Raw genomic sequence first — 7,857 nt, 5'->3', positions numbered from 1 at the left:
GAGTAATTCTAGTCTTATAATAAAGTTATAATACTAATTGAGAGAAGGCGTTGATAATGGAAGAATCAAAAGAAAAAGCTCTTTTAAGAGCTGGGTATAATCTTCATAATGTTTTTAATAATATGATCAAACAGATTCAAAATGATACTAGTCACTGGTTAGAAATTATTGAGGCAAATCTTGATCAAATCTCCCCATTGATCTTGGCATATCATAAAATTGCATCTCAAATTCGACAAGAAACAATACAGCAAAGAGCAATTCCAATTTATTTAGCAAAAGCTAATTTAAACATGGTCAACTTAATGGATAATTTTAACCAAGAAATTTTAGATTTTGATGATTTTGTTGACTTGCCCGATCATGAAAAAGCATTCACTAAGTTTGTCTTGACAGTTAATAAAACTAACGAGGTATTGATGCATTTAAAATATGCTAACAGCTAAAAAAGTCAGAATATATACCAAACTTGATATGTATTCTGACTTTGTTTTTTTATTTAAATGAAGCATGCAAGCAATAAATAGGATTGCCCTTAGCCGCAAATTTATGCTCATATTCAGTTTCGACATTTTCTTCAAAGACCTTAGAATCACTATGGTGTAAGTCTAAACTTAAAAAGTCAAAGTGCATTGGGTAATTATTCATGCTAACTAAACTATACTCAAATAAACCTCGATTATCCGTTTTAAATTCTAGATGACCATCGTCTTTTAAAACTTGTTTATACTCGTCAAGAAATCTCTTATAAGTCAATCTTCTTTTTTCATGACGGGTTTTTGGCCACGGATCAGAAAAATTCAAATAAATAATATCTGCACTGTTTTCTGGTAAGTACATAGCTAAGTTAGCGGCGTCTGCACACATTAATTGAAGATTGTCGATTTTTTCTTCAAGTTTAGTTCTCAAAATCATCCCTGCAGCTGTGGTTTGCAATTCAATTCCAATGAAGTTCATTTCAGGATGCTTTTTAGCTAAAGTTGTGATAAATTGCCCTTTTCCTGAACCAATTTCAATCGCTAAAGGTTTAGAAAAATCTTCAAAGCGTGTATTCCAATCAATCACTTTTTCAGGATCTGGTTGATTCAAAATTGCTTCTGGATGATCGGCTACAAGTTTTTGTGCCCAAGGTTTATTTCTTAATCTCATAATTCAGCTCCAAAATTAATATCTAATTTTTTTAAATAAATTTTCAATTCTAACTGGTAAATAAGCATACAGTAAGGCAAAGGTGAAAATCAATAAGCCAATTGCGCCTAAAGCAGCATACAATTTTTCAGGAGAAAAAATAATTAAGCCTACCGCAATTAAGACCCATTCAATGAGCATCCCTTTTTGAAGAACTCGTGCAAGATCACGATTTCTTGTTTTTCTTTCAATTGGCATCACATGATACATCATATTATGTTCATAAACTGTTCCTAACGGAATTAGCTGATAAAGTGTTAAAAAGATAACTAATGCTCCTAATCCGGTTGCCCACTTGCAATCTTGCAAAGTCCATGAAAGCAAGATTGAAAATAAAGACATACGGATTAGTAAGTTGCTGTATTCTGGATCACGTAGCAAGGATCTTTGATATAAAAAGGTATTTGGTGTTTGATTTTTATGACTAATCAAAAAGTCTAAGTACTTACGACGAGAGATCTTAACTTTTTTGTCTGGTACATCAGTAAACATACTGTAAAAACTATCCAGTAAATCTTGTCTGCGTTCTTCATATTCAATTGCCTTGTACCAGTTAAATGCGTGACCTTGCGGCAGATAAGGTACTAAAGTCCAACATAAAAGCATCAAACAAGTATATAAGTATGAATATGAATTAGTTGCAATCGTAATTACTAACAAGACATAGTTAATAGCCATAAATAGCCAAAAGTTATAGTAATTATGCTTATTAAAATAAAAGCTTCTGACGATCAGTTTAAACTGGACCATTTTGCTTTCTAGTAAGCCTGCTACAATCCATATAAAAGACGTAATTGAAAGACCGGCCCTTGTCGTCGCAAACGGAAACAGCAAGCCAGATACCAGCAAAATTAAAATAGTCGGCAAAATCATCGAATGAGAATAAAGAGGTCTGAAGTACTCTTTCATATTCTTATCTTGATTAAATAAAAATTGTTCATCTGCTCTTTGAAGCAAACTAGCAAAATTGCCCAAGCCTAAAGTAATCGTCCAAATTAAAGCAAGAAGCGGGCTATAAAACCAGAGCTTACTTGGCCATTTTTTGATATTTTGAGCATACCAAAACATTAATGCTCCAAATAAAAAGATTAGCGCCAAGATAAAGAAGTCATTAAAGACCAAAGTTAAATAGTGCATCGACTTCTTGAAATTAGCTTCTAGCCTCTTTTTAACTATCTTATTCATGGTGCAATTGCTCCTGGTTCAAAATTTGATACAAACGGTCAAATGATTCACTATCACTTAAGCCATAGTGTTTTCTTATTTGCTCTAAACTACCTTCAACTTCAATTGTGCCATTGTTAAGAACAGCAAACTTTTGCACAACTTCTTGAGCCTGCGCTAAAACGTGCGTTGTCATCAAGACCATCTTATTTTGCGCTGCAGCTTGTTTAATTAGGTCATTAAAATTAGCAACAGCTAATGGATCAAGCCCGGTAAATGGTTCGTCAATAACTAGTAAGTCGCTATCTGCCAAAAAAGCAGTAACTAACATGACCTTTTGCTTCATACCCTTTGAAAAATTAATTGGTAACCAATCTAACTTATTATCTAAACGAAACATCTTGCACAATTCATGAGCACGTTTCCAAGCTTTGTCTTGGTTTAAACCATAAGTTAACATCACCAATTCAATATGCTCTTTTAAAGTGAGTTCTGGATATAAAATTGGCGTTTCTGGAATATAAGAAACCATCTGCTTAAACTTAGTTGGATTTTGCATTAACTCAACTCCATTTAGGCTGATTGTCCCCTTTTGCATTCTTAACAAGCCGAGCAAATGCTTAATTGTTGTTGACTTACCGGCCCCATTTAGACCGATTAAGCCGAGAACTTGGCCCGGCTCAATTGTCAGATTTAAGTCCTTTATAACGGTGGTTCCAGCATAGCCTCCGCTTAAATGTTCAATTTTTAATGCCATTTTTTTCTCCTTACTGAAAAAACTTCCTTTATATGATAGCATGAACATGAATTAAACTAAATTTTATTAAGTAAAAATATAGGAGATATTAATATGGATGAATTAAAGCAAGACTGCCTATTTTGTAAAATTATTCGCGGAGAAATTCCTTCTTACACTGTATTTGAAAATGATGATGTTAAAGCCTTCTTAGATATTTCACAAGTCACTAAAGGTCACACTCTGATCGTTCCAAAAAAGCATCTCGTGAACTTTTTTGATTACAGTCAAGAAGATGGCGCAAGATTCTTACAATATATTCCAGTTATAGCTCAAGCAATTAAAAAATCTGACCCAGCGATCAAGGGAATGAATGTCGCTGTAAATAATGGCGAAATCGCAGGTCAAGTTGTAATGCACTCACATATCCATCTCATTCCTCGTTATAGCGAAAATGACGATATGGTCATTCCTCACGTTAATAATGCTGACCAGTATGATGAAGAACGTTATAGATCAGTTGCAAACGCTATCAAAAATAATCTCTAATTACATCTTTTTACCTCTATTTGCGGTACAATAAAGATGTTAATTAGTTTAAACATTTTATTTTATATAGATAGAGGTAATAAATATGCCAGGATTTTTAATCGGAATTGTTTCAGGTGCTATTGTTGGTGGATTAGCTTCTTATGCTAAAAACCCACTTAGTGGTCAACCATTAAGAAAAGACGTCAGAGAAACCGTCGATAACTTTACTGATTCATGTCATCGCGTAAAAACTATCTACAACGAATTGGAAGATAAGAATAAAGAAGAAGACAAAAAAGAATCTAAAGCTAAAGTTTTCGTAGATGCCTTTACTGCTGCTTCATTCAAAGCCTTAGACCACAAGAAATTCTTTGCTGCAATCAAAGATAAAATGGATGGTAAGGATCCAAGTAAAGATTTAGAAGAAGCCGAAGGTCAAAAAGTTGAACCAACTAAGGTTGAAGGTAGTGTAGATTCTGCTTCTGGTGCTTCTGAAGAAGAAAAACACGAAGAACCCGAAGCTAAACCAAAAAAAGAAACTGACTCATCATCAGGCGCATCTGAACACGAAGAACATAAGGAATAATTAATATGAAATTTTTTGCAATCGGTTTAGGCATTGGCAGCGCAATTGGCGTAGCTGTTTCCTTTTTGCCAAATGCTAAAAACAATGGACGTGTTAAAGATGATGTAAAAAACTGGGTCGATGATACAAGCAACGAAGTAAAAACTTTATCTATTGGCTCAAAACAAGCTCTTGAAAGTAGTAACGAGTTAGCAGATGAACTGCCTCAAGCACAAAAGACACTTACTAGTTTGAAAAATGACTTGAGTAATTTTCAAGTGAGCATCAAACCTAATATTGAGGCAATCAAGTCTGAACTAAATCAAACTCTTTCAAGTGTTGACAAGATTAAGAAAATTTAAAAAGTTTTTTTAGAAATATAAAAGTCTCTGAGTCTATTTGGGCAAAGAGGCTTTTTTATGTTATATTTGAACCTGTAAATAATCATCAAAGATATGGAGATTTTTCAATATGACAAAAAACTGGAAAAAATTAGCAACAGTTGTTGCTTTTGCAGGCATTGCTTTAAGTGCCACTGCTTGTTCAGCTGGAAATAAAACCGTTGTTAACTATAAAGGCGGTAAAATCACCCAACAACAATACTATGATAAGATGAAGAAATCACAAGCAGGTCAATCCCTTTTAGCAAATATGATTGTTAATGATGCTTTGGAAGAACAATATGGTAAGTATGTTACTAACAAAGAAGTTGACAAAGAATTCAACGCAACTAAGAAGCAATACGGTTCTTCTTTCTCAACCATCTTGCAACAACAAGGTTTAACTACTTCAACTTACAAAGAAAGTATCAAGACTAACTTATTAATGCAACAAGCATTAAGACATATCAAGAAGATTACTCCAGCTCAAGAAAAGAAAGCTTGGAAGAACTACCAACCTAAAGTTACTGTTCAACACATTTTAGTTGCTAAAGAAAGCACAGCTAATGACGTTATCAGCCAACTTAAAAAAGGCGCTAGCTTTAAGTCATTAGCTAAAAAATACTCAACTGATACTGCTACAAAGAACGATGCCGGAAAATTACCAGCATTTGACTCAACTGATACTACTTTAGATTCTACTTTCAAAACTGCTGCATTTAAGCTTAAGACTGGTGAATACACAACTACCCCAGTTAAGACTCAATACGGCTACCATGTAATTAAGATGATTAAACACCCTGCTAAGGGAAGCTTTAAGGATCACAAAAAGGCAATTGATAACCAAATCTACGCTAAGATGGCTCAAGACCAAAGCGTAATGCAAAGTGTCCTTGCTACAGTATTGAAGCGTGCTGATGTTTCTATCAAGGATAACGATTTGAAGGATGTTTTAACTAAGTACGTAACTTCATCTTCAGCAAACGACTAAAATTTTTAAAGTAAAAATAAATGCTCTGACTCGAAATTATGATAAATTTCGAGTTTTTTTAATATAAATTATTTAATTAGCCCAAATATAATAAAAAAAGTGTTTGAACCTAAATTAGTTCAAACACTTTTTTAAGAGGTGTAGTAATGAGATAGGATAAAATTTTAATTAGTTACCTATAATTTAATTAGCTATCAATATCTACCAATTCAACTTTAAATAATCTTGCTAATTCCTTTAATTGTTCTTCAGTGGCATTCAGAGAAATTACTGAGTGATGTCCACCACCAGCATACATCCATGCCTTGGCACCATTAGCCAAACCGACTTTAGGTGTCCACATTTGCTTAGCAGTTGGAAGTTTTGGCATTTCTTTTTCAGGAATTTTAGCATCTACTGGATAAGATACAAACTTATATCCATCATCAAAATAAGATAAAGTAATATAAATGCCATCTCCTTGAGACCCAGTAAATACTAAACGAGCAGGATCTGCTTTTCCACCAATTCCCAAGGGATGTACTTCAACTCTTGGTTTATCCGATGCTAAAGTAGGATCTACTTCAAGCATGTGTGAGCCCATAATTGCTTCATGTCCCTGTCGAAGATCTAGTGTGTAGTCTTCCATTAACCCGGTCTTTTTATTATCAGCTAAAACCTTAATTAATCGGCTCAACCCAGCCGTCTTAAAGTCTCCTTCAGGACCAAATCCATAACCTTGTAATTGAAGTAGTTGAACTGCTAAACCTGGCAATTGTTCTAAGCCCGCTAAATCCTGGAAATTATCACAAAATGCATTGTAACCTCTATCATCTAAGAATTGCTTTAGACCTAAATATTCACGAAGTTGATAACGTACAGCATGTACATATTTTTCATGATCATTATCACCTTCTACTAATTCAAACTTTTCTTTCAATTCTTCGTATTGTCTGTCAATATCTTTTTCAGATATTGCATTTACTGCTTCAACTAATTCATGTATTGGATAATAGTCGACAGTCCAGCCTAACTTGATTTGAGCTGCAACTTTATCTCCTTCAGTAACAGCAACATCGCGCATAGTATCTCCAAATCGAGCAATACGAATATGGAAACTTTCATTATATGCAATTGCCACATGTTGCCAAGCTGCAATCTGTTCTTGTACTTTCTCATCTTTCCACCATCCATACACAATAGTGTCTGGAACATGTAATCTTTGATTAATATATTCATACTCTCTATCACCATGTGCACTTTGATGTAAATTCATATAATCCATATCGATTGAATCAAATGGAATATGATTTAAAAATTGAGTACATAAATGAAGTAATGGTTTTTGTAATAGTTGTGTACCCCTAATCCAATTTTTAGCTGGAGAGAAAGTATGCATCCATGTAATTACTCCAGCAACTTCATCTTGATAATTTGCTTCCTTCATAAATTTAGTAATGCTTTCAGCTGTAGTGGCAACAAGCTTAAATTCTACTGGATATTGTAGTTTTCCACTTTCATTTAAACCATTTACTATTGTTTTCGCATCTTCTTTAACTTGACGTAAAGTTTCTTCTCCATATAAAGGTTGACTACCTACTACAAACCAAAATTTATAATCAGGTTTTGTTTTCATATTAATTCTCCTCGTATTTTATATAAATCAGATTATTATCAATAAAAGCGCTTACACATACTATTGTAGATCACTTTTTCACTTTTTCAATACATCTTTGCATAATTTGTCAGATAAATATTGCTTTTTAGAATTAATTATATGCAATAATTCGAAATATATTGTATTTACTATTAATATATTTTATATTTTATGTGTAACCGATTTCTAAATAAATAATGTCTTAAGAAATGTTATATGAAAGGGAAAAAAATGAAATATAAAATATCTTCAAAAACTATTTCTGCAATTATTGGTTTAGGATTAGCAACGATCAGTATAGGAGCAATCCTATTTAAAGCACAATCTTCTCGAACAAGTCCTCAAGCTGATACAATAAGACATGTTTCAGTTCATGATCCTTCAATTTTTCAGGATCCAAAAACAAAAAAATTTTATGTTTTTGGAAGTCATCAAGCATCTGCTGAATCTGATAATTTATACAATTGGAAATCTCTATATACAAAAGAATATGAGCAACCTTCATTTATTTTCAACAATTATGATACCGATTTGGCAACGATGTTTAGATGGGCTGGTAAAGATGATGGTGATGTAGCTAAAAGTTATGGAATTTGGGCTCCAGATGAAATTTATAACCCTAATTATAGATGGAAAGATGGAAGTAAAGGTGCATATATGTATTAC

Annotated in this window: 9 protein-coding genes and 1 pseudogene; 6 read left to right on the top strand and 4 right to left on the bottom strand. The window is 33.2% G+C overall.

Annotation, left to right across the window (positions count from 1 at the left end):
- The first annotated feature begins 56 nt into the window (after window positions 1-56).
- The gene (locus Q0Y70_RS08985; RefSeq protein ID WP_297820050.1) at window positions 57-446 is read left to right on the top strand and encodes a hypothetical protein; all 390 of its coding nucleotides are present in this window, start codon (window positions 57-59) and stop codon (window positions 444-446) included.
- 49 nt (window positions 447-495) lie between these two features.
- On the opposite strand, the gene trmB is transcribed toward Q0Y70_RS08985, so the two are convergent.
- The 3 genes from trmB to Q0Y70_RS08970 are packed head-to-tail and all read right to left on the bottom strand — an operon-like array spanning window position 496 to window position 3,109.
- Complete coding sequence (trmB, locus tag Q0Y70_RS08980; protein WP_297820047.1) at window positions 496-1,149, bottom strand: tRNA (guanosine(46)-N7)-methyltransferase TrmB; 654 nt, start codon at window positions 1,147-1,149, stop codon at window positions 496-498.
- Window positions 1,150-1,164: 15 nt separating this feature from the next.
- Window positions 1,165-2,373: an ABC transporter permease gene (locus tag Q0Y70_RS08975; RefSeq protein WP_297820044.1), complete on the bottom strand. Its 1,209-nt coding sequence runs from the start codon at window positions 2,371-2,373 to the stop codon at window positions 1,165-1,167.
- Window positions 2,366-3,109 (bottom strand): ABC transporter ATP-binding protein, encoded by a 744-nt coding sequence (locus Q0Y70_RS08970; protein ID WP_297820040.1) that lies wholly within the window; start codon window positions 3,107-3,109, stop codon window positions 2,366-2,368. The genes Q0Y70_RS08975 and Q0Y70_RS08970 overlap by 8 nt, the downstream gene beginning before the upstream one ends.
- 93 nt (window positions 3,110-3,202) lie before the next feature.
- Here Q0Y70_RS08970 and Q0Y70_RS08965 point away from each other — a divergent pair, with 93 nt between their 5' ends.
- The 4 genes from Q0Y70_RS08965 to Q0Y70_RS08950 all read left to right on the top strand — a co-directional run bounded on the left by Q0Y70_RS08965 (window position 3,203) and on the right by Q0Y70_RS08950 (window position 5,555).
- Window positions 3,203-3,637, top strand: coding sequence for an HIT family protein (locus Q0Y70_RS08965; protein WP_297820037.1), 435 nt, complete (start codon window positions 3,203-3,205; stop codon window positions 3,635-3,637).
- An 85-nt stretch (window positions 3,638-3,722) separates the two neighbouring features.
- A complete protein-coding gene (locus Q0Y70_RS08960; RefSeq protein WP_297820035.1) occupies window positions 3,723-4,205 on the top strand; it encodes a hypothetical protein in 483 nt (160 codons plus the stop codon).
- Window positions 4,206-4,210: 5 nt separating this feature from the next.
- On the top strand, window positions 4,211-4,546 hold the full coding sequence (locus Q0Y70_RS08955) for a hypothetical protein (protein WP_297820033.1): 336 nt from the start codon (window positions 4,211-4,213) through the stop codon (window positions 4,544-4,546).
- Between the two features lie 109 nt (window positions 4,547-4,655).
- Window positions 4,656-5,555: a peptidylprolyl isomerase PrsA gene (locus Q0Y70_RS08950; protein WP_297820031.1), complete on the top strand. Its 900-nt coding sequence runs from the start codon at window positions 4,656-4,658 to the stop codon at window positions 5,553-5,555.
- A gap of 187 nt (window positions 5,556-5,742) precedes the next feature.
- Here Q0Y70_RS08950 and araA read toward each other — a convergent pair whose 3' ends face one another.
- Window positions 5,743-7,170 (bottom strand): L-arabinose isomerase, encoded by a 1,428-nt coding sequence (gene araA / locus Q0Y70_RS08945; protein WP_297820028.1) that lies wholly within the window; start codon window positions 7,168-7,170, stop codon window positions 5,743-5,745.
- A gap of 252 nt (window positions 7,171-7,422) precedes the next feature.
- Here araA and Q0Y70_RS08940 point away from each other — a divergent pair.
- Window positions 7,423-7,857 (top strand): annotated as a pseudogene (locus Q0Y70_RS08940) (hypothetical protein); the annotation flags it as partial.

This window comes from uncultured Lactobacillus sp. (genome assembly GCF_947367085.1).
Taxonomy (GTDB): Bacteria; Bacillota; Bacilli; order Lactobacillales; family Lactobacillaceae; genus Lactobacillus.
This window is presented reverse-complemented; position numbering and strand designations above follow the sequence as displayed.

Excerpts from the sequence above, each read along its gene's own strand:
- Q0Y70_RS08985 (WP_297820050.1), top strand. The coding sequence starts at position 57 with ATGGAAGAATCAAAAGAAAAAGCTCTTTTAAGAGCTGGGTATAATCTT.
- trmB (WP_297820047.1), bottom strand. The coding sequence starts at position 1,149 with ATGAGATTAAGAAATAAACCTTGGGCACAAAAACTTGTAGCCGATCAT.
- Q0Y70_RS08975 (WP_297820044.1), bottom strand. The coding sequence starts at position 2,373 with ATGAATAAGATAGTTAAAAAGAGGCTAGAAGCTAATTTCAAGAAGTCG.
- Q0Y70_RS08970 (WP_297820040.1), bottom strand. The coding sequence starts at position 3,109 with ATGGCATTAAAAATTGAACATTTAAGCGGAGGCTATGCTGGAACCACC.
- Q0Y70_RS08965 (WP_297820037.1), top strand. The coding sequence starts at position 3,203 with ATGGATGAATTAAAGCAAGACTGCCTATTTTGTAAAATTATTCGCGGA.
- Q0Y70_RS08960 (WP_297820035.1), top strand. The coding sequence starts at position 3,723 with ATGCCAGGATTTTTAATCGGAATTGTTTCAGGTGCTATTGTTGGTGGA.
- Q0Y70_RS08955 (WP_297820033.1), top strand. The coding sequence starts at position 4,211 with ATGAAATTTTTTGCAATCGGTTTAGGCATTGGCAGCGCAATTGGCGTA.
- Q0Y70_RS08950 (WP_297820031.1), top strand. The coding sequence starts at position 4,656 with ATGACAAAAAACTGGAAAAAATTAGCAACAGTTGTTGCTTTTGCAGGC.
- araA (WP_297820028.1), bottom strand. The coding sequence starts at position 7,170 with ATGAAAACAAAACCTGATTATAAATTTTGGTTTGTAGTAGGTAGTCAA.